Source organism: Parafrankia discariae (assembly GCF_000373365.1).
Lineage (GTDB): Bacteria > Actinomycetota > Actinomycetes > Frankiales > Frankiaceae > Parafrankia > Parafrankia discariae.
Window position 1 is genome coordinate 38,976 of record NZ_KB891223.1, and the last position, 20,079, is coordinate 59,054.

General features: G+C 75.8%; 13 protein-coding genes. 3 read left to right on the forward strand and 10 right to left on the reverse strand.

The features are described from left to right. Nucleotides 1–40 precede the first annotated feature (40 nt). From lipA to B056_RS0119580, 3 genes are all read right to left on the reverse strand, one after another. Entirely contained in the window at nt 41–1,027 is a 987-nt protein-coding gene (gene lipA, locus B056_RS0119570; protein WP_018503555.1) for a lipoyl synthase, read from the reverse strand. Continuing rightward, the gene (gene lipB, locus B056_RS37200; RefSeq protein ID WP_051105674.1) at nt 1,024–1,797 is read right to left on the reverse strand and encodes a lipoyl(octanoyl) transferase LipB; all 774 of its coding nucleotides are present in this window, start codon (nt 1,795–1,797) and stop codon (nt 1,024–1,026) included. The genes lipA and lipB overlap by 4 nt, the downstream gene beginning before the upstream one ends. Nucleotides 1,798–1,880: 83 nt before the next feature. Beyond that, on the reverse strand, nt 1,881–2,630 hold the full coding sequence (locus B056_RS0119580; protein WP_195905929.1) for a Type 1 glutamine amidotransferase-like domain-containing protein: 750 nt from the start codon (nt 2,628–2,630) through the stop codon (nt 1,881–1,883). 146 nt (nt 2,631–2,776) lie between these two features. Here B056_RS0119580 and B056_RS0119585 point away from each other — a divergent pair, with 146 nt between their 5' ends. After that, complete coding sequence (locus B056_RS0119585) at nt 2,777–4,645, forward strand: protein kinase (protein ID WP_051105675.1); 1,869 nt, start codon at nt 2,777–2,779, stop codon at nt 4,643–4,645. Between the two features lie 38 nt (nt 4,646–4,683). Here the strand turns inward: B056_RS0119585 and B056_RS0119590 are convergent, their stop codons facing one another. The 4 genes from B056_RS0119590 to B056_RS0119605 all read right to left on the reverse strand — a co-directional run bounded on the left by B056_RS0119590 (nt 4,684) and on the right by B056_RS0119605 (nt 10,682). Next, nucleotides 4,684–5,595: a TIGR01777 family oxidoreductase gene (locus tag B056_RS0119590; protein WP_018503558.1), complete on the reverse strand. Its 912-nt coding sequence runs from the start codon at nt 5,593–5,595 to the stop codon at nt 4,684–4,686. A 249-nt stretch (nt 5,596–5,844) separates the two neighbouring features. Further along, on the reverse strand, nt 5,845–7,314 hold the full coding sequence (gene sucB, locus B056_RS0119595; RefSeq protein WP_026239897.1) for a 2-oxoglutarate dehydrogenase, E2 component, dihydrolipoamide succinyltransferase: 1,470 nt from the start codon (nt 7,312–7,314) through the stop codon (nt 5,845–5,847). A gap of 100 nt (nt 7,315–7,414) precedes the next feature. Next, nucleotides 7,415–8,797: a dihydrolipoyl dehydrogenase gene (gene lpdA / locus B056_RS0119600; protein WP_018503560.1), complete on the reverse strand. Its 1,383-nt coding sequence runs from the start codon at nt 8,795–8,797 to the stop codon at nt 7,415–7,417. 271 nt (nt 8,798–9,068) lie between these two features. Next, on the reverse strand, nt 9,069–10,682 hold the full coding sequence (locus B056_RS0119605; protein WP_018503561.1) for a leucyl aminopeptidase: 1,614 nt from the start codon (nt 10,680–10,682) through the stop codon (nt 9,069–9,071). A 168-nt stretch (nt 10,683–10,850) separates the two neighbouring features. On the opposite strand from B056_RS0119605, the gene gcvT reads away from it, so the two are divergent. Further along, entirely contained in the window at nt 10,851–11,948 is a 1,098-nt protein-coding gene (gene gcvT / locus B056_RS0119610; RefSeq protein ID WP_018503562.1) for a glycine cleavage system aminomethyltransferase GcvT, read from the forward strand. 40 nt (nt 11,949–11,988) lie between these two features. Here the strand turns inward: gcvT and cobS are convergent, their stop codons facing one another. Then, nucleotides 11,989–12,864: an adenosylcobinamide-GDP ribazoletransferase gene (gene cobS / locus B056_RS0119615; RefSeq protein ID WP_018503563.1), complete on the reverse strand. Its 876-nt coding sequence runs from the start codon at nt 12,862–12,864 to the stop codon at nt 11,989–11,991. After that, complete coding sequence (cobT, locus tag B056_RS0119620) at nt 12,824–14,206, reverse strand: nicotinate-nucleotide--dimethylbenzimidazole phosphoribosyltransferase (protein WP_018503564.1); 1,383 nt, start codon at nt 14,204–14,206, stop codon at nt 12,824–12,826. The genes cobS and cobT overlap by 41 nt, the downstream gene beginning before the upstream one ends. A gap of 101 nt (nt 14,207–14,307) precedes the next feature. Here cobT and B056_RS0119625 point away from each other — a divergent pair, with 101 nt between their 5' ends. Beyond that, nucleotides 14,308–18,537 carry a DUF4062 domain-containing protein gene (locus tag B056_RS0119625; protein WP_018503565.1) on the forward strand — a complete coding sequence of 1,410 codons (4,230 nt, stop codon included), beginning with the start codon at nt 14,308–14,310 and terminating at the stop codon, nt 18,535–18,537. A gap of 86 nt (nt 18,538–18,623) precedes the next feature. On the opposite strand, the gene B056_RS0119630 is transcribed toward B056_RS0119625, so the two are convergent. Continuing rightward, the gene (locus B056_RS0119630; RefSeq protein WP_018501992.1) at nt 18,624–20,063 is read right to left on the reverse strand and encodes an aldehyde dehydrogenase family protein; all 1,440 of its coding nucleotides are present in this window, start codon (nt 20,061–20,063) and stop codon (nt 18,624–18,626) included. Nucleotides 20,064–20,079 lie beyond the last annotated feature (16 nt).

Genomic DNA, 20,079 nt, shown 5'->3' on the forward strand with positions numbered 1-20,079 from the left:
CGAGCCTAGCCGCCTCGGGTAGTCATCACCAGCCGAGTCATCACCTGGCGTGAGAGTCGTCGGACACACTTTCGGGCAGAACGGCTTCTATGGTGGCAGTGTTGCTACGTACGGTGACGGCTTGGCGGTACAGTCGCCCGGCGCGGTACGACGATCGGACGAGCGGGCCGGACAGCACCCCGGCGAAGCCGATCGCGGTGGCGCGGCGCTCCCACTCGACGAACTCCTCGGGGCGGACCCAGCGCTCCACCGGGTGATGGCGGGGGGTCGGCCGCAGGTACTGCGTGACCGTGAGCAGGTCGCAGCCGGCCTCGTGCAGCGCGGTCATCGCCTCGGCGACCTCGTCGTCGGTCTCGCCGAGCCCGAGGATCAGGTTCGACTTGGTCACCAGGCCGGCCGCCCTGGCCTGGGTCAGGACGTCCAGCGAGCGTTCGTAGCGGAACCCCGGCCGGATCCGGCGGAAGATCCGCGGAACCGTCTCCACGTTGTGCGCGAGCACCTCCGGCTCGGCGGAGAAGACCTCACCGAGCTGCTCGGGACGGCCGCCGAAGTCCGGGATCAGCACCTCGACCCCGGTGCCCGGCGACCCGGCGTGGATCTGCCGGACGGTCTCGGCGTACAGCCACGCCCCGCCGTCGGGCAGGTCGTCGCGGGCGACTCCGGTGACCGTGGCGTAGCGCAGGCCCATGGTCGACACCGACTCGGCGACCCGGCGCGGCTCGTCGACGTCCAGCGGGGTCGGGCGGCCGGTGTCGATCTGGCAGAAGTCGCAGCGCCGCGTGCAGACGTCCCCGCCGATCAGGAAGGTGGCCTCGCGGTCCTCCCAGCACTCGTAGATGTTCGGGCAGCCGGCCTCCTCGCACACCGTGTGCAGCCCGGCCCCGCGGACCAGGTTGCGCACGTCGGTGTACTCGGGGCCGGTGCGCATCCGGGTGCGGATCCACGGCGGCTTGCGCTCGATCGGTGTCTGCGCGTTGCGCGCCTCCAGCCGCAGCAGCGGCCGGCCTTCGGGAGCGACCGCGGTCATCGGTGAGCCTTTCCGCCGGCGAGCCCCGCGCCGATCAGATCAGTGTCGGACGTTGTCGTCGGTGCGGCCGGGCCCGCGTCGCCCGCGGTTCCCGCCGTGCCCGTGCCGCCCGCGGCGTCCGCCGGTCGGCGGCGGGCCTCGACGGCCCGGCCGGTGGCCAGGTAGTCGGCGAGGGCGGTGAGCATGTGCCGTTCGACCACCGGGCGGGCCTCGGCCACCGGCAGCGGCCGGCCCAGCTCCCGGCTCAGGCTGGTCACGCCGGCGTCGGAGATCCCGCACGGGACGATCCGGCCGAACGCGGTGAGCGCGGGGTCGCAGTTCAGCGCGAAACCGTGGTTGGTGACCTTCCAGCTCACCCGGACGCCGATGGCGGCGAGCTTGCGCAGGCCGTCGGCCGTCCACACCCCCGTGCGCCCCTCGACCCGCCGGGTCTCGAGGCCGAACTCGGCGCAGGCCGCCATCAGGCCGGCCTCCAACGCCCGTACGTAGGCGACGACGTCCAGCGGCACCGGAAGCCGCACGATCGGATAGCCGACCAGCTGCCCGGGGCCGTGCCAGGTGATGCCGCCGCCGCGGTCGACGTCGACGACCTCCGTCCCGTCGACCGGGCGGTCACCCGCCCCCGTCCGCCGGCCCGCCGTGTAGACGTCGGGGTGTTCCAGCAGGATCAGCGTGTCGGAGCCGCGTCCGTGGCGGCGGTCATCGGCCAGGGCCCGCTGCATCTCCCAGGCCTCGCGATAGGGAACGACACCCAACCGGAGGACATCCACGTTCCGAGCGTACGCCCGCGGGCCGGGGCGGCAGGGCCACTCGGGGACCCGCCGGGAGCTTCCGGGGCCCGGACCGGCCGAGTCTACGGCGCCTGGTCCGCCGCGGCCCGTCGATCGGGCAGGAGCCTGGTCGGGACCCGGGTCTCGACGGCCGTCCCGGCCGGACCCGGCTCGACCCGCCAGGCGTGGGCGTCCGGCCGGTCGGCCACCGCCTCGACGAGTTCGGTGCCGCGGAAGTGCAGGCCGGCGCCGTCGTCGGTGGCCCACCCGGCGGGCAGCGTCCCCGCGGCGACGAGACGCTGGTAAAGCGGGCGGCGCGCGGCCTCGGAGTCGTAGTGCGGGGTGTTGCTGTGCGGCAGCAGGCCCAGCCCGTTCGTCACCGGGCGCAGGTCGGGGCCGAACGAGTCGGTGGTGCCGCCGGTGTGCCAGCACAGCGAGCCGGCCGACACCCCAGCCAGGACGACCCCGGCCTCCCAGGCCTCGCGCATGATCCGGTCCAGGCCGTGCGCCCGCCACACGGCCAGCAGATTGGCCACGCTGCCACCGCCGACCCAGACGACGTCCTGCGCGAGCAGGTGCGCCCGGACGTCGGCGACGTTGGGCATGGGAAACAGCGCGAGGTGGGAGACCACGACGTCCGGCCGGTCCCGGCTCAGCGCCGCGTACCCCCGGGCGTAGGCGGCCTGGTCGTCGCCCAGGGCGGTCTGCAGCAGACACAGCCTGGGACGTCCGGCGGGGGCGGCGAGCTCGATCGCGTGATCCAGCAGTGGTCCGACCCGGGCGCCCCACCGCCCGTCGGGCCGGAAGCCGCCGCTCGTCGCGAGGATCTGCACAGATGACTCCTGGTTGACCGGCCCCGGGACGTCCCCGGGGCGCCCGTCCGCGCCCGGCGGCGCGCCGCCGCCGTTCGGGAGGAAGTTATCCACAGCGAGGGAAAGAGTCCTGCAGAGGTGGTCGGATCCGCCTAGCGTCGACGTTCGTGACCTTCACCGACGATTCCGGCGATCGGCTGGGGCGGCACGGCGGCGAGCCCGTCGTACCGGGAATCCTCCTGCACGGCCGCCGCTACGACGCCGGCGCCGGCGAGGTCTGGGCCGGCCAGGTCGAGCGGCTCGGCGTGAGCGTTACCGTCCGCTACGTCCGGTTACCGGCCGACTCGCTGCTGCGGGCCGAGGCCCTCGACGAGGCCCGGTCGCTGCTCGGCGTCCGCCACCCGCACCTGGCCTCCGTGGTGGATGTGATCCGCACCCCCGACGGCCTGGCCGTCGTCACCGAACCGGTCCACGAGGCGGTCAGCCTGTCCCGGCTGCTCGGCGCGCGGGGCCGGCTCGACCCGGGCGAGGTCGTCACCATCGGCCTGCCCGCGGCGCAGGCGCTGGCCGAGGTGCACGCGGCCGGTCTGCACCACGGCGGCCTGACCGCCCTGGACATCCTCCTCGAGCCGAACGGCCGGCCGGTTCTCACCGGAGCCGGCGTCGCGGCCCTCACCGACCCGGGCGTGTCCACCGCGGAGGACGTGCACGACCTCGCCGACCTCCTGCTCGGCGCGATGCGCCAGGCCACGGGGCCCGACGCCGCCGCGGTCGCCGTGGCCGTCGCGATGGCCCTGGTGGACGATCCGCGCCGCCGGCCCTCGGCCGCCGAGCTCGCGGCCGGGCTGGCCCGCAGCGCCACGCCGCTGCCGGTCCGGATGACGGGTGTGGCACCCGGGGCGGCCGGCGTCATCGAGATCGACCCTGAGTCCGGCCGGCCCGTCGGTGGCGCCGACGCCACCCCGGTCGACCAGCACGACCTGCTGGATCCCGTGGAGAGCATGGGGGGCGACGGCGCCCGTGACGGCGTCGGTGACGGTGTCGGCGGCTCCGGTGCCGGCGGAGACAGGACGGACCCGTGGTCGGCCGCCGAGGAGGAGGCCTGGCCCGGCGACCCGGCCCCGGGCGGCCCGGCCGCGGACGACCCGGGCTCCGCGGGCGATCCGCCGGAATCCGCGTGGCCCGCCGGCGGGGATGATCCGTACGGTCTGTACCGCGCGGCCGGCCAGGTGGGCCCGGCCGAGGACGACGAGCCACCGTCGCCCGCCGGGCCACCGCGCGACGGGCGGACGGCACCGGTCGAACCGGCGGACCTGGTGGGCTCGCTGCGTCCGCCGGGCCAGGACCGGGCCGGCACCCGCCGCCGCGCCGGCCGGGCCGCGGCGCCCGCCCGCCCCCGCGGCGCCTCCCGATCCTCGGCGCCGGGCGCGGCCAGGGCGCGCCGGGCCGCGGGGGAGCGGGCCGGCAGCCGGCGGCGGCACCCGGTGTTGTTCCCGGTGCTCGCAGGCGTCGGGTTGGTGATCGTCGCCGTCGCCGCGCTCCTGCTGGCCCGTGACTCCGGGTCCGACGGCACCGGTCAGCCCGCGCCCGCCGGAAGCGGTGCCGGCACGAACCCGACCGCGACCCCCGTCAGCGGCCAGACTCCGGAGCAGGCGTGGCGGGCCGTGCTCGACGAGCTCAACGACGCCCGCAGCCGGGCCTTCGAGCGGGCGGACGCCGCTGCCCTCACCCTCGCGGACGCGTCGGGCAGCGCCGTCCTGAAAGCCGACCAGGACTCGATCGGGGCGATGGCCGGTCGGGGCGCGCACTCGACACCGGTGCGGATCCAGATCGTCGAGCTCACGGTTCGTGAGGAGAACGCCGACCGGGTCGTCCTGCGGGTCACCGAGACGCTGGCCGGCTATGACTTCGTCGACAGCGTGGGCACCGTGCTGGACAGCCAGCCGGCCGGCCCGCCGGAGACCAAGGACCTCACCCTGACGCGGACCGAGGCGGGCTGGCGGCTGGCCGGGAGCGTACGGATCACCCCTGGCTGAGCGTTTCTGATGGGGGTGGGGCTGGGCGCCCGCCGAGCTCAGGCGCCGCGGTGGACGGCGTCGGCCAGGGCGGCGGCGAGGTCGGAATGGCGGAACTGGAAGCCGGCGCCGACCAGCGCGGCCGGTGCGAGTCGCTGGGAGGCGAGGGGCCCCTCGTCGGCGAACTCGCCCAGGGCCAGGCGCAGCGCGAACCGCGGCACCGGGGCGAAAGCCGGGCGCCGCAGGGCCCGGGCCAGCGCCGCGGTGAACTCCGCGTTCGTCACCGGGGTGGGCGCCACCAGGTTCACCGGCCCGCGGACTCCGTCGGCCTCGAGGAGGAAGCGCAGCGCGTCGACGGTGTCGGCCAGGCTGATCCAACTCAGCCACTGGCGCCCCGAGCCCAGCCGGCCGCCGGCGCCGATCCGGAAGATCGGCAGCAGCCGGCGCAGCGTCCCGCCACGCCCGGAGAGGACGATGCCGGTGCGCACCTGGACCACCCGGACGCCGGACTCCTGCGCCGCCGTGGTCGCGTTCTCCCAGTCACGGGCGAGGTCGGCGAGGAAACCGGTGCCGGGCCGGGCCGTCTCGTCCAGCGCCGGTCCGGCCGGGCTGGCGTTCGTGCCGTACCAGCCGATGGCGCTGCCGGAGAGCAGGACCCGCGGGCCCGGGTCGAGGCCGGCCAGGGCCTCGGCGAGCAACCGGGTGCCGTCGATGCGGCTGGTCCGGAGGGTCTGTTTGTAGCCGGTGGTCCACCGGTGGTCGCCGATGCCGGCGCCGGCCAGGTTCACGACGCCGTCCACGCCGGCCAGGGCGGCGGCGTCCAACGTGCCGGCGGCCGGGTCCCAGCGGACCTCGGACGGGTCCCGCGGCGGGCGCCGGACGAGGGTGAGGACTTCGTGGCCGTCCCCGCGCAGCGCGGGCAGCAACGCGGAACCGATCAGCCCGGACGAGCCGGTGACGGCGACCTTCATCTGCCCGGGACCCCCATCCGACCATCCTCGACCTGGAGCCCGCGGCACGGGAACCCCGGGCCCGGACGTCACCCTAACGGGCCGCGGCCACCTGCGCCGCGGGACCGCGCCGGCCAGCCGCGGCCCGCGCCGACCCGTGCGTCGGTGCGTCGGTGCGTCCGTACGGACGCACCGACGACAGCGGCGGTCGGGTGGGTCCGCGAACCCACCCGACCGCCGCCCGTCGACTCCCGAACGCCGAGCTTCCGGCTACAGCCCGAGCTCGGCCTCGAAGGCGCCTTCCTCGAGACGGCTGGCGATCGCGGTCAGGAACCGGGCCGCGTCGGCGCCGTCCACGATCCGGTGGTCGTAGGTGAGGGCCAGATAGACCTTCGACCGGATGGCGATCACCTCGCCGAGCTCGGGGTCGGTGACGACGGCCGGGCGCTTCACGACCGAACCGGTGCCCAGGATCGCCACCTGCGGCTGGTTGATGATCGGCGTGTCGAACAGCGCGCCGCGGCTGCCGGTGTTGGTCAGCGTGAAGGTGCCGCCGCCCAGGTCGTCCGGGGACACCTGGTTGGCGCGGGTCCGCGCGGCCAGCTCGTCGATCTTGCGGGCCATCCCGCTGAGGTTCAGGTCGCTGGCGTTGTGGATGACCGGGACGACCAGGCCACGGTCGGTGTCGACGGCGATGCCGAGGTTCTCCGAGTCGTGGTAGGTGACCGTGCCCGCCTCCAGGTCGATGCTGGAGTTGATCCCCGGGTGCTCGCGCAGCGCCTCGCACGCGGCCACCGCGAAGAACGGCAGGAACGACAGCTTCACACCCTCGCGGGCCTGGAAGTTCGCCTTGGCCCGCTCACGCAGCTTCGCGATCCGCGTGACGTCGGCCTCCACGACGGTGGTGAGCTGCGCGCTGACCTGCAGCGACTCGACCATCCGACGGGCGACCAGCGAGCGCAGCCGGGTCAGCTTCTCGGTGCGGCCACGGGGCACGGCGGGCGCGGCGGAGGCGGCGGCGGGCGCCGGCCGGGCGGCCGGAGCGGCCGCGGGGGCCTGCGCCGCGGCGGGAGCGGCCGGCGCGGCCGGAGCCGCGGGAGCGCTGGGAGCCGCGGCCGGAGCGGCCGGAGCGGCGCCGCGGGACTTCGCCGCGTCCTGGATGTCCTGCTTGGTGATGCGGCCACCGGGGCCGCTGCCGGTGACCGCGCCGAGGTCGACGCCGAGCTCCGCGGCCATCTTGCGGACCAGCGGCGTCACGTACCGGCCGAGACCGTCGGCGGTGGCGTCCGGGACGGTGGCCGGGGCCTGCGCGGGCACCGGCGTGGCGGGAGCCGGCGGCGGAGGCGGTGCCGCGGCGGGTGTGGCCGCCGGGGCGGGGGCGGGCGGTGCCGGGGGAGCCGGCGGCGGGGGCGGCGCGGCGGCGGCGGGTGCCGGCGCGGGCGGTGGCTCCGGGGCGGCGGCGGGGGCCTCGGCGGGCGCGGCCGCCGAGGCGGCGCCCGCGGCGCCGTCCTCGATGACAGCCAGCTCGACGCCGACCTCGACGGTCTCGTCCTCGTTGACCTTGATCGAGCCGAGCACACCGGATGCCGGGGCGGGGATCTCGGTGTCGACCTTGTCGGTGCTGACCTCGAGGAGCGGCTCGTCGGCCTCGACCCGCTCGCCTTCCTTCTTCAGCCAGCGGGTGACCGTCCCCTCGGAGACGCTCTCCCCGAGGCGGGGCATCGTGACGGATACTGACATGCTGACAACGACTCCTTCGTCGCGCCCGGCGCCCTCCCCACCGCGCCCGGTCGGGCCGGGCGGGGCGGACGCGGGCACCGCGGGCTAGCTGTGGACGTGCCTAGCTGTGGGTGTGCAGTGGCTTGCCGGCGAGAGCGAGGTGCGCCTCGCCGAGTGCCTCGGAGAGGGTCGGGTGCGGGTGGAGGAGCTGGGCCACGTCGGCGGGGTATGCCTCCCAGTTGGTGATGAGCTGGGCCTCGGCGATGAGCTCGCCGACCCGGTCGCCCACCATGTGGACACCGACGACCGGGCCGTCCGCCGCCGAGATCACGGTCACCGCGCCCGCGGAGCGCAGGATCCGTGCCTTTCCGTTGCCCGCCAGGTGGTACGTGGCGGTGTTGATCTCCCCGTGACGTTCCCGGGCGGCGGCCGCGGTCAGACCCACGGACGCCACCTCGGGATGGGAGTACGTGACCCGCGGGACGTTGTCGTAGTCGACCGGTACCGGGTCGAGCCCGGCGAGCAGCTCGGCCGCGAGGATGCCCTCGGCGAACGCGACGTGGGCCAGCTGGGGCCCGGGCCGCACGTCCCCGAGGGCGGAGACGGTGGGGAGGTTCGTCCGCAGGTACCTGTCGACGAGGACGTGGCCGCGTTCCGTCGCGACGCCGACCTCGTCGAGGCCGAGGCCGGCGGAGACCGGGCCGCGGCCGACCGCGACGAGCAGCAGCTCGGCGTCGACGGTCGACCCGTCCTCGAGGACGACGGTCACCCCCTGGTCGGTGCTCTTCGCGCCCGCCAGCGGCACGCCGAGCCGCAGCGCGACGCCCCGGGCCCGGAACGCGCGCTCGAGCAGCTTCGAGCTGGCCTCGTCCTCGGCCGGGACCAGATGGCCCAGCGCCTCGACGATGGTCACCTCGGCGCCGAACGAGCGCCAGACCGACGCGAACTCGCAGCCGATCGCCCCGCCGCCGAGCACGACCACCGAGCGGGGGACGTGCTCCAGCGCCAGCGCGTCCCCGCTGTCGATGACCGTCCGGTGGTCGAGCTCGAGGCCGGGCAGGGTCCGCGCGGCCGAGCCGGTGGCGAGCAGCACGTGCCGGGCCTCGACCACCCGGTCGCCGACGGCCACCGCGGTCGGCGACACCAGCCGGCCGAGGCCCGTGACGACCTCGATGCCGCGGGCCCGGACCAGCCCGCTCAGGCCCTTGTACAGGCCGTCGACCACCGAGTCCCGGTACGCGCCGACCCCGGCCATGTCGATGCCGTCCAGGGTGGCCCGGATGCCGAAGCTCTCACTGGCGGCGACGGTGTCGACGACCTCCGCCGCGTGCAGCAGTGCCTTCGTCGGGATGCAGCCGCGGTGCAGGCAGGTGCCGCCGAGCTTGTCCTTCTCGATCAGGACGACCCGCAGGCCGAGCTCGGCGGCGCGCAGCGCGGCGGCGTAGCCGCCGCTGCCGCCCCCGAGGACGACCAGGTCGACGGGACCGGCCGCTGTGTCCGCCACGCGAGGGGTCCCTTCGTCGTCGACTTGCGGACGGGTGGGGTCACGGCCTGGCGGCGGCGGGAGCGTGGTCGTCGTCCAGGCCGGTGAGCCCCGCCGGGGCGGCACCCGGGCGCGGGACGGGCGTCCCGCCGGGTGACACGCTCCGGCCAGCCCAGTCTTTCACGGCGACGCGGTTGCACTGGACAGATGGCGCCGACTGTGCCGCATCACGCGACGTCCGATCGCGTCATCGGAACTGTCGCGGAGTGGCGCGCGGCGGCAGCGCCGCACGTCACGGGGTGGTGCCGGCCCTGTCCTCGGCGAGCTGGACGAGGGTGCGCACGATGGCCCCGGTGCCGCCTCTGGGCGTGTAGCCGTAGGGCTCGCCGCCGTTCCAGGACGGACCGGCGATGTCGACGTGCGCCCAGGGGATCTCCTCGGGCACGAACGCGGCGAGGAAGTGGGCGGCGAGCAGCATGCCCGCGTCGCGGTTCCCGCCCGGGGCGACGTTGGCCAGGTCGGCGACCACCGAGTCGAGGCTCTTGCGCAGCTCCGGCGGCATCGGCATCGGCCACACCGTCTCGCCGGCGCGCCCGGCGGCGGCGACCACCGCGTCGGTCGCCTCGGACCGGCCCATCACCCCGCTCGTGCGGGTGCCCAGCGCCACGATCTGCGCCCCGGTCAGGGTGGCGACGTCGACGACGAGCGCGGGAGTGTCCTCGGACGCGCGGGCCAGCGCGTCGCCGAGCACGAGCCGCCCCTCGGCGTCGGTGTTGAGCACCTCGACCCGCTTCCCGCCGCGCAGCGTGATCACGTCGGACGGGCGGATGGCGTCGCCGGAGGGCATGTTCTCCGCGCACGGCATCCAGCCGGTGACGTTGACCGTCAGGCCCAGCCGGGCGGCCGCGACGACCGCCGCGAGCACGGACGCCGCGCCGGCCATGTCGCTCTTCATCCACTCCATGGACACCGGCGGCTTCAGCGACAGGCCACCGGAGTCGAACGTGATGCCCTTGCCCACCAGGGCCAGGTCGGTGCCGGCCGGACCCGTGCCGGCCGGGTCGCCCGCGGCGGCCCTGGCGCCGGTGGCGCCCTGGTAGCGCAGCCGGATCAGCCGCGGCGGGTTGACCGAGCCCTGGCCGACGCCGAGCAGGCCCCCGTAGCCGCCCTCGGCGAGCGCCTCCTCGTCGAGCACGGTCACCTCGACGCCGGCCGCGCCGCCGCGCTCGACCGCGATCTCGGCCAGCCGGGCCGGCGAGAGGTGGCTCGGCGGGGTGTTCACCAGGTCCCGCACCAGTGCGACGGCGTCACCGATGATCGTCGCGCGTTCCAGCGCGGCCTCGGCCGCCGCCAGGTCGGCCGGATCATCGACCGTCAGGACCAGCTCGCGCACGGGTGCCGGCCCGCTCGGCGCGGCGCGCAGGCTGTCGAACGCGTAGGCGCCCAGCAGCGAGCCCTCGGCCGCCGCGCGCAGCGTCGCCGCGGTCGGTCGGCCGGCGGCGAGCGCGAGGGTCGAGGCGACCCGGGCGGTGCCGACGAGCGCGCGGACGGCGGCACCGGCCGCCCGGCGCAGCGTCTCGTGGTCCGGTCCGGCGTCGGCCCCGTCGCCGGCGGCTCCGGCCGTTCCGGCGGCTCCGGCGGTGAACGCGGCGTGCTCCCCGACGCCGACCGCGAGCACGGTCGAGGCCTTCAGGGTCCCGAGCGTGGCGAAGCGGACGATGTCGCCGGTGGCTCCGGTCGCGCCGAGGTCGGCGAGGATCCGGGCCAGTCGGCCGCCGAGCGCCGCGTCGAGGGCGCCGGTCCCGCCGAGGGGCACCGGACCGTCGTCGCCCTTGGCCATTCCGATCACGACGGCGTCGACGTCGAGGTCGGTGAGGGCTGCGGAGGCGGCAGAGGTGACGGTCATGCTCCGAGCGTATTGGGCTCCGAGACCCGTGGCCTGGTGTGGCACCGCCGCGATGGCCGGCCTGCGTCCGGAGGGGACGGCGGGAAACCGTCCCGTCACCGCCGGGTGGTTGCCCGCGGGGCGCCGCCGACGTCCCGGAGTGACGTCCCGGGCGGCTACGCTGCCGGCATGGGAGAGCTGCGTCGGTCCCCGCTGCACGAGCGGCACATCGAGCTGGGCGCCAAGACGGCCGCCTTCGGCGGGTGGGAGATGCCGATCGAGTACGCCGGCCGGGGCGTGCTCGCCGAGCACGCGGCCGTCCGTGGCGCGGTGGGGGTCTTCGACGTCAGCCACCTCGGCAAGGCCCGGGTCGCCGGCCCCGGCGCGGCCGAGTTCGTCAACGCCTGCCTGACCAACGACCTGCGGCGGGTCGGTGCCGGCCAGGCGCAGTACACGCTGTGCTGCGACGAGAGCGGCGGCGTCGTCGACGACCTGATCGCGTACCACTACGCCGCCGACGACGTGTTCCTCGTCCCCAACGCGGCCAACACCGCCGAGGTCGTCCGGCGGCTCGCCGCGCAGGCGCCCGCCGGCGTCGCCGTCACCGACCTGCACACCGAGTTCGCGGTGCTCGCGGTGCAGGGGCCCGCCGCGCCGCAGGCGCTGCGCGCGCTCGGCCTGCCCGCCGACGGCGCCTACATGAGCTTCGCCGACGCCGAGTGGAAGGGGCGGCCGGTCATCGTCTGCCGCTCCGGCTACACCGGCGAGACCGGTTTCGAGCTGCTGCCACGCTGGGCGGACGCGGTGCCGCTCTGGGACGAGCTGATGACGGCGGTGACCGGCCTCGGTGGCCTGCCCTGTGGCCTCGGCGCCCGGGACACCCTGCGTACCGAGATGGGCTACCCGCTGCACGGCCAGGACCTCTCCCTGTCCATCAGCCCGGTGCAGGCCCGGTCGGGGTGGGCCGTCGGCTGGGACAAGCCGGCGTTCTGGGGCCGCGAGGCGCTGCTCGCCGAGCGCGCGGCGGGCCCGGTCCGGTCGCTGTGGGGGCTGCGCTCGAACGACCGCGGCATCCCGCGCCCGCACATGCGGGTGAGCGGGCCGGACGGCGCCGAGCTCGGCGAGGTCACCAGCGGCACGTTCTCCCCGACCCTGCGGCAGGGCATCGGCCTGGCCCTGCTCGACCGCTCCGTGACGGCCGGCGACGAGGTGACCGTCGACGTGCGCGGCCGCGTCTCGACGATGACGGTCGTCCGCCCACCGTTCGTCTCCGCCTCGCCCAGGTGACACCGGCGGGCCCCGACGCCCGGGCGGTGCTCGCCCGGCGCTAGTCGAGGCCGAGGGAGCGCAGGACCGGGTTCGGGATCGTCGACGCCATCATCAACAGGGTCACCATCGACGTGATCTCCACCGTGGCGCCGAGAGTGTCCCCGGTGATGCCGCCGAAGCGCCGTACCAGGCGGCGGCGTAGCGCGATGGACACCGCGACACCCACGGCGGCGGCGACGATCGCGCGGACCGCCCGTCCGGTGTCACCTCCGTCGTAGTCGAGCCGGCCGGCAAGCCCCGCGACGACGAGCACGCCCGCCGTCGCCAGCGCCGCGTCCCGCCGCCGCACGGTGCCGGCGACCAGGGCACCCAGCCCCTCCGCGCGGGCGGAGGGAACGCCCCCGACGCAGGACAGGGTGACCGCGAGGCGGCCGGTCATCGCCGCGACCAGGATCGAGACCGTCCCGCGGTGGGCCGTGATCGCGACGCTGAGCGCGCTGACCTGGATGAGCACGACGAACAGGACGGCGATCGCCCCGAACGCGCCGATGGTCGACTCCCGCATCACGGCCAGCGCGCGTTCCCTCCCGCCGCGGACGCCGAACGCGTCCCCCACGTCGGCCAGCCCGTCCAGGTGCAGGCCGCGGGTGAGCAACGCGAGCAGGGCGACGCCGAGCACGGCGGGCAGCAGGGTCTGCGGGCGTTCGTGCGGGACCTTCGTGACGACGCGTGCCGTCACCACCAGCAGCGCGCTGGCGAGTCCGAGCACCAGGCCGACCAGCGGGGCGAGGGCCATGGCGCGCCCGGCGACCGTCCGGTCCAGGCGTTCCGGGCCGCGCACGGGTAGCACGGTGAGCAGGGTGAACGCCGCGCGGGCCTCGATCATCAGCTGGTCACGGCGCGCTGGCGGCAGTGCCGTCGTCGCGCGGCTCATCGTCGCGCGGCCCGGTGGGGGCTGGTGGGGTCTGGAGCGCCTCGGGCGTGATCAGGCCGAGCATCCCCAGGTCGAGCCCGGGCCGGCCGGAACCTGTCGGCCCGGGGGCACCGGGGGCATCGGGGGCATCGGGAGCGGGCAGGTCCGACTCGGCGTCGGCGGTGCTGGTGGCCGCGACGGCGTCGGTGGCGTCGGTCGGGTCGGCCTCGGTGGGCGCGGCGGGTTCCTTGGCGCTCACGCCGGCCTGGTCGAACGTAGCCATCTCGGCCAGTGTGGCCTGCGCGGCCGTGAGGATCGGGACGGCCAGCAGCGCGCCGGTGCCCTCCCCGAGCCGCAGGCCGGCGTCCACGAGCGGCTCCAGCCCGAGGTGGTCGAGGACGAGGCGCTGCGCCGGCTCGGTGGAGCGGGTGCCCGCGACCCACCACCGCTTCGCCCCGGGCGCGATCCTCTCGGCGGCCAGCGCCGCCGCGCAGACGATCACGCCGTCGAGCACGACGGGCGTGCGCCGCACGCCGGCCTGGACGAGCAGGCCGGCGAGCGCGGCGAGATCCGCCCCGCCGGCGATCCGCAGGACCGCGCGCGCGTCGCCGGTGGAGGGCCGGGCCCGGCGCATCGCGTCCCGGATCGCGGCCGTCTTGAGCATCCAGCGCTCGTCGTCGATGCCGGTGCCGCGCCCGACGACCTCGATCGGCTCGCGGTCGAGCAGCGTGCCCACCACGGCGGCGGCGGGCGTGGTGTTGCCGATGCCCATCTCACCGGGGACGAGCAGGTCCGCGCCGGCGTCGATCTCCTCGTCGGCGATCAGCCGGCCGACGGCGAAGGCGGCGTCGACCTCGGCGGCGGTGAGCGCGTCGGTCCGGTCGATCCGCCCGCTGCCGCGCCGGACCCGGTACCGCTCGGGGGGCGCGCTGCCGTCCGCCCCGCCCGGGGTGGTGGGCACGGGGGTGTCGACGGCGACGTCCACCACCCGGACCGACGCGCCGACCTGGCGGGCGAGCACGTTGACCGCCGCCCCGCCGGCGGCGAAGTTCGCGACCATCTGCGCGGTCACCTCGGACGGGAACGCGGAGACACCGGCCGTGGCGATGCCGTGGTCCCCGGCGATGACCACCACCCGGACCCGGCGCAGTGGCCGCGGCGGGCAGGTGCCCTGCGCGCCGGCGATCCAGACCGACAGCTCCTCGAGGCGGCCCAGGGCGCCCGGTGGTTTGGTGAGCAGTCCCTGCCGGTGGCGCGCGGCCGTCATGGCCTCGTGATCGAGGTCGGGGACGACCGGTACGGCGTCCGGCGCGGGCGCGAGGGCGGGCGCGGCGGCGGGTTCCGCGGCCGGGGTGATGTCCACTGGTCCTTATTACCTGAATAACCTGACCGCCGACCCGGGTGACGTCCCGAGGCGTCGGCGCGCCCAGCCGGGAGTGATCAGGTAATTTGCCGGTTGTGTCTGTGCCGGAGCGGCTGCCGTCCGAACCGTCCGGCAGCCTCGCGGTGCCCGCCGTGCCGGACGTGCTGGCGGCGGGTCCGGTCGAGCTGCGGGGCGAGTCCGGGATGTGGCCCGCGGGGCTGGTCGCCCCGTGGGTGGGGGACCCGCGTGGCCCGGACCGCCGTCGGACGATCTTCCTCAGCCACACCGCCGAGCTGCGGCGCTTCCCGCGGGACCGGTCGTTCGTGGCCGCCGCCGAGCGTGCCGTCGCGCTGGCCGGTGACCGCGTCGTCGACATGGAGTACTTCGGCGCCCGCGCCGACAACCCGGCGGAGTTCTGCGTCCGGCAGGTCCAGGAGAGCGACGTCTACGTCGGCCTCATCGGGTTCCGGTACGGGTCACCCGTCCGGGAGCTGCCGCACCTGTCCTACACCGAGCTGGAGTTCCAGGCGGCCACCGAGGCGGGCATGCCCCGCCTGGTGTTCCTCCTCGAGGACGACGCGGAGGTCCCGTTCCGCGACTTCGTCGACGTCGCCCACGGCGAGCGGCAGGAGGCCTTCCGCGCGCGACTGCGCGACGGCGGCACCATCGTCGCCGGTTTCCGGGACGGCCGGCTGGAGACCGCCGTGCTCGACGCCCTGGTCAAGCTGCGGGACAGCGAGCGGCGGGCGGTCGCCGCGGTCTCCGGGTTCGGCGACGCGCCCCCGGGCCACCCGGGCCATCCCGGCCCGCGGCCCGTCCTCGTTCCGGGCGGTGGATGGCTGCGCCGCCCCTGGATGGTGCCGGCCGTCCGGGGGCTGGTGGAACGCCCGGAGCTCAGCGAGGCCGTCCTGCGCCGGCTGCTGCCGTCCACGGGTGCGCCGGGCGTTCCGGGAGGTCCAGGCGTCCCGGATGTCCCGGCTTCCTCGGGTCCCCCGACCGGTGCCGAGGTGGTCCCGCGCCCGGTGGTGCTCACGGGTGCCGGCGGGTTCGGGAAGACGACGCTGGCCGCGGCCGTGTGCGGCAGCCCGCGGATCGCCCGCCGGTTCGCCGGCGGGGTGCTGTGGGTGACCCTCGGCGAGTCGCTGGCCGGCGCGCACCTGGCCGACCGGATCAACGACCTGAGCGAGGCGCTGTCCGGGGTCCGCCCGACGCTGTCGGACCCCGAGCAGGCCGGGTTCCGCCTCGGCGAGCTGCTCGGTGCCGAGCCTCGGCTGCTCGTCCTGGACGACGTGTGGCGGCGCGCCCAGCTCCGCCCGTTCCTGCAGGGCGGCTCGGGCTGCGTCCGTCTGATCACCACGCGGATGCTCGGGCTGCCGCCGGACGCCGACGTCGTCCCGGTGCCCGCGATGGCCGACGGCGAGGCGGTGAGCCTGCTGACCCGGGACGTCCCCGCGCCGTTGCCGGAGGCGGTCCTGCGCCGGCTGCTGGTGGTCACCGGCCGCTGGCCGGTGCTGCTCGCGCTGGTCAACCGGGCGGTCGTCCGCCAGACCCGGGACGGCATGTCGGTGCCCCGCGCGGCCGAGCGGGTGCTGCGCCGGCTGGAACGGCGCGGCCCGACCGCGCTGGACGTCAGCCGGGTCGAGGAGCGGACGCTCGCCGTGGAGGCGACGCTGTCGGCGAGCCTGGGCCTGCTCACCGGCGACCGGCTCGACCGGTACCTCGAACTGGCCGTCTTCGGCGAGGACGTGGAGATCCCGCGGGACGTCCTGGACGCCTACTGGGCGGCGACCGGCGATCTCGACCCCGACGAGGTCGACGACCTGTGCCAGGAGTTCGCCGACCTGTCGCTCGTCGTGGCCTACCGGCGGGACCCGCCGTCGCTGGTGCTGCAGGACGTCCTGCGGACCTACCTGCGGGCCCGGGTCGGGGCCGAGCGCCTGCGCGAGCTGGACGGCGTCCTGTGCGACGCGCTCGCCGGAATGATCAGCGGCGACCCCGGCGACCCCGGCGACCCCGGCGACCCCGGCGACCCCGGCGACCCCGGGGGCGTCGGACCGGGCGGTGGGGTGCGGGCCCCGTGGTGGACGGCGCCGCGGCGGGCCGGCTACCTCTGGGAGCATCTCGCCCGGCACCTGGCCGGAGCCGGCCGGCACGACGAGCTCGCCGGGCTGCTCGGGGACCTGCGCTGGACGGTCGGGAAGCTCGCCGTCGCCCGACTCGGGCCGGTGGCGGTCGAGGCCGACCTGGCCGTCGCCGCCGGGGTGCGCCCGGACGACCCGGTACTGCCCGCGCTGAGCCGGGCGCTCGGGCAGAACGCGCACCTGCTCGGCCCCACCGAGCCCCCCGAGGCGCTGGGCGCGGTCCTGCTGAGCCGGCTCGACGGCATCCGCGCGCTGGAACCGGCCCGCGCCGCGCTGGCCCGGCGGCTGAGCGGCCCCCGCCTGGTCAACCGGTGGACCCTGCCCGACCAGCCGCACCCGGCGCTGCGCCGGGTGCTGGCCGGCCACCACCGCCAGGTCCTCGCGCTGGCCGTCGCCCCGGACGGGTCGTGGCTGGCCTCCGCCGGAATGGACGGCACCGTCCGCACCTGGACGGTCGGCGCCGGCACGGCGCGCTCGGTGCTCACCGGCCACGTCGGCCAGGTGCTCGGCGTCGCGGCGGCACCCGGCAGTGGCTGGCTCGTCTCGGCCGGCGAGGACGGCACCGCCCGCGTCTGGGACGTCCCCGGTGACGAGGCCCGCGGTGACGAGGCCCGCGGTGACCTGGACGACGGGGAGCCGGGTGATCCCGGGGAGCGGGAGCGGCGCGGCCGGGAGCCCGAGGGAGTCGACCCGGTGGCGCGGCTCGTCCTGCGCGGCCACGACGGCCCGGTGAACGGCTGCGCGGTGACCGCCGACGGCACCGTCGTGATCACCGTCGGCGGCGACGGCGCGCTGCGGACCTGGGACGCCGCCACCGGCGCGCCGAGGCTCGCGGTGCCGGTCACCGACGGGCGGCTGCGCTGCTGCGCCACCGGGCCGGGTGGGGCCCTCCTCGCGACCGGCGGCGAGGACGGGACCATCCGGCTGCACGACCCACTGACCGGCGAGATCCTCCGACGGCTGGCCGGCCACGCCGGTCCGGTGCTCGCGCTGGCGTTCGGCCCGGACGGCTCCTGGCTGGTCTCGGCGGGCGAGGACGGCACGCTGCGCCGCTGGGACGCCGCCGCCGGCCGCCAGACCGGGGTGCTCGGCGACGGCAGCCGCCCCGTGCGGGCCTGCGCGGTCGCCCCGGACGGCTCCTACCTGGTGGCGCCGGCCGGGGACGCGATCACCGTCCGGGATCTCCCCACCGGCGGGCAGCGGGCCGAGCTCACCGGGGCGACCGGGACGCGGGCCTGCGTCGTCGCGCCGGACGGCTCGTGGATCGCCTCGGCCGGGCGCTACGGCACCATCCGGGTCTGGAGCACCGGCACCGATCTACCGCGCCCGTCGACCGCGGGGCGCAACGAGGGGGCCCGCGGCTGCGCCGTGGTCGCCGGCGGCCTGGTGGTCTCCTCCAGCGACGACGGCACCGTCACCGCCTGGGACCCGGTCACCGGCGAGCCGGGCGCGGCGATGGCGGGCCTGCCCGGCCCGGCCCGCGGCTGCCGGACCGGGCCCGGCGGGCGCTGGGTCGTGGTGTCGGCGCAGCCGACCGCCCTGCGGCTGTGGGAGCCCGCCACCGGGGTCGTCCGGGCCGTGCTGACGGCCGACGTCGCGATCCTCGGCTTCACGGTCGCCGCGGACGGCTCCTGGGTGGCCGGCGGCTGCGAGGACGGCTCGGTGCGGCTGTGGGACACCGAGTCCGGGGAGTGGATGGCGACCTTCGCCGGCCATACCGAGGGGGTGCAGGCCTGCGTCGCCGGCCCGGACGGCACCTGGCTCGCCTCCGGCGGGGACGACGCCACCGTGCGGATCTGGGACGTGGCGACCCTCGAGCAGCGTGCCTCGCTGTCCGGTCACACCGACCCGGTGCTCGGGCTGACCACCGACCCGGCGGGCCGGGTCCTGGTCTCGACCGGCACCGACCACACCGTGCGGGTCTGGGACGTCGCGACCGGGCGCGCGCTGGCCGTCCTGCACGGTCACGCGCACACCGTGCGGGAGGCGAGTTTCTCCCCGGACGGCGCCTGGCTCGCGACGGCCGGCGGCGACGGGTCGGTGCGGGTCTGGGACCCGGTGACCTGGCGGTGCCGCACGATGATCCGGTTCGAGGGCGCGGCCCGGGGCTGCTGCTGGCTGCCGGACTCCACGGGGCTGGCCGTCGCCGGCTCGGCCGGCCTGTACCTCTACAGCTTCGTGTCGGGCTGAGCGCGGCCGGGGCGGTCTGGCGGGTCCTTCGGGGGCTCGCCGGACCGCCCCGGCTGGTGCCTGGTGTTGGTGTTGGTGTTGGTGGGTCAGGTTCCGGCTGGGGTGGCGATGGTTTTGACTTCGAGGAATTCCTCGAGGCCGAGGAGGCCGCTTTCGCGTCCGATGCCGGATTGCTTGTAGCCGCCGAAGGGGGCGTCGGGGGCGTACCAGCTGCCGCCGTTGACGCTGATGGTGCCGCTGCGGATGCGGCGGGCGACGTTCAGGGCGCGGTCGGTGTCGGCGGACAGGACGGAGCCGGAGAGGCCGAAGATGGAGTTGTTCGCGATCGCGATGGCGTGGTCGTCGCCGTCGTGGGGGATGACGGCGAGGACGGGGCCGAAGATTTCTTCCTGGGCGATCTCGCTGTCGGGGTCGACGTTCGCGAGCAGGGTGGGGGTGTAGAAGTACCCGGGGTTGATCTTCTGGCCGCCGGTGACGAGGGTGGCGCCGGCGGTGATGGCGCGCTGGACGATGTTGTCGACCTTGTCGCGTTGCTTCTCGCTGATCAGGGGGCCCATGTAGGTGTCGGGTGCGGACGGGTCGCCGACCTTGATCTGGGCGAGGGTGGCGGCGACCTTCTCGACGATGGCGTCGTGCTGGGCGCGGGGGACGACGAGGCGGCTGGTGATGGCGCAGCCCTGTCCGGCGTGGGAGCAGATGGTGAAGGCGGCCATCATGGCGGCCATGTCGTGGTTGGCGTCGTCGAGGACGACGAGGGCGGATTTCCCGCCGAGTTCGAGGAAGACCTTTTTGACGGTCCTGCTGGCGACTTCCATGATGCGTCGGCCGACGGCGGTGGATCCGGTGAAGGTGACGAGGTCGACGTCGGGGTGGCTGGTGAGGACTTCGGCGGCGTCGATGTCGAGGGAGGTGATGACGTTGACGACGCCGGGGGGGATGTCGGTTTCGTTGGCGATGAGTTCGGCGAGGGCGAGGGCGAGCAGGGGGGTGTCGGGGGCGCCTTTGAGGATGACGGTGCAGCCGGCGGCGAGGGCGGGGGCGAGTTTCGCGAGGGCGAGTTGGGTGGGGTAGTTGTAGGCGACGATCGCGGAGACGACGCCGGCGGGTTCGCGTTCGACCCAGCGGTGGTGTTGGGCGCCGCGGGATTCGACGGTGCCGAGGTCCTGGGTGAACTGGTAGCCGGCGGCGAGGTCGGCGTAGTACTTGACGAGGTTGATGGGGTCACCGAGGGCGGGCCCGTCGGTGATCATGCGGGGGTGGCCGACCTCGGCGATGGTGAGTTCGCGGAGTTCTTCTTTGTGCTTGAGGAGGACGTCGTGGAGCTGGTTGAGGCACTGGACGCGGAACGCGACGTCCGTGGACCAGTTGGTGGTGTCGAAGGCCTTGCGGGCGGCCTTGACCGCGGCGGTGGTGTGTTCGACGGTCGCCTCCGCGGCCTGGCCGATGACCTCACCGGTCGCGGGGTTGATCGAGTCGACCGTCCGCTCGGTCTCGACAAGCTTTCCGTCGATCAGTAACCGCTTCACAGCCGCTCCTCGTTGA

Coding starts and splice junctions, on each gene's coding strand:
- lipA (WP_018503555.1), bottom strand. CDS start 1,027: ATGACCGCGGTCGCTCCCGAAGGCCGGCCGCTGCTGCGGCTGGAGGCG.
- B056_RS0119590 (WP_018503558.1), bottom strand. CDS start 5,595: ATGAAGGTCGCCGTCACCGGCTCGTCCGGGCTGATCGGTTCCGCGTTG.
- sucB (WP_026239897.1), bottom strand. CDS start 7,314: ATGTCAGTATCCGTCACGATGCCCCGCCTCGGGGAGAGCGTCTCCGAG.
- B056_RS0119605 (WP_018503561.1), bottom strand. CDS start 10,682: ATGACCGTCACCTCTGCCGCCTCCGCAGCCCTCACCGACCTCGACGTC.
- gcvT (WP_018503562.1), top strand. CDS start 10,851: ATGGGAGAGCTGCGTCGGTCCCCGCTGCACGAGCGGCACATCGAGCTG.
- cobS (WP_018503563.1), bottom strand. CDS start 12,864: ATGAGCCGCGCGACGACGGCACTGCCGCCAGCGCGCCGTGACCAGCTG.